General features: G+C 51.6%; 1 protein-coding gene. It reads right to left on the minus strand.

Annotated elements, in window-relative coordinates:
• Positions 1-75: 75 nt before the first annotated feature.
• Positions 76-283, minus strand: a 208-nt coding sequence (locus tag LZP73_RS20850) for a hypothetical protein (protein ID WP_234236892.1), incomplete at its 5' end; no start/stop codon positions are given.

Consider the following 283-nt stretch of genomic DNA (forward strand, 5'->3'; position numbering starts at 1 on the left):
TACCTGCAACGTGCGGGGGTTTTCTCTCTCCAGCAACCAATGCCACCAGGGATAAAGCCCCCGCAACATTGCGCCTCACCGGAACCCTTCCGGCTTGCCGCTGATTTTACGATTGTTTTTTGCCGTCAGCACCCGGCAATCTTCCTCATTGCGTGATGCCTTCCAGCTTAATTTCTTTATTTGCAATAGTTGCAGCTCATATCCGGGCTGACTCCAGACTAGTAGTGAAATGCGCAATTTTGTAGAATTGCGCCTCCTCGCGACCTCCCCAGTGAATCTGTTG

It is taken from the genome of Shewanella sp. AS16, from assembly GCF_021412365.1.
Classification (GTDB): domain Bacteria; phylum Pseudomonadota; class Gammaproteobacteria; order Enterobacterales; family Shewanellaceae; genus Shewanella; species Shewanella salipaludis.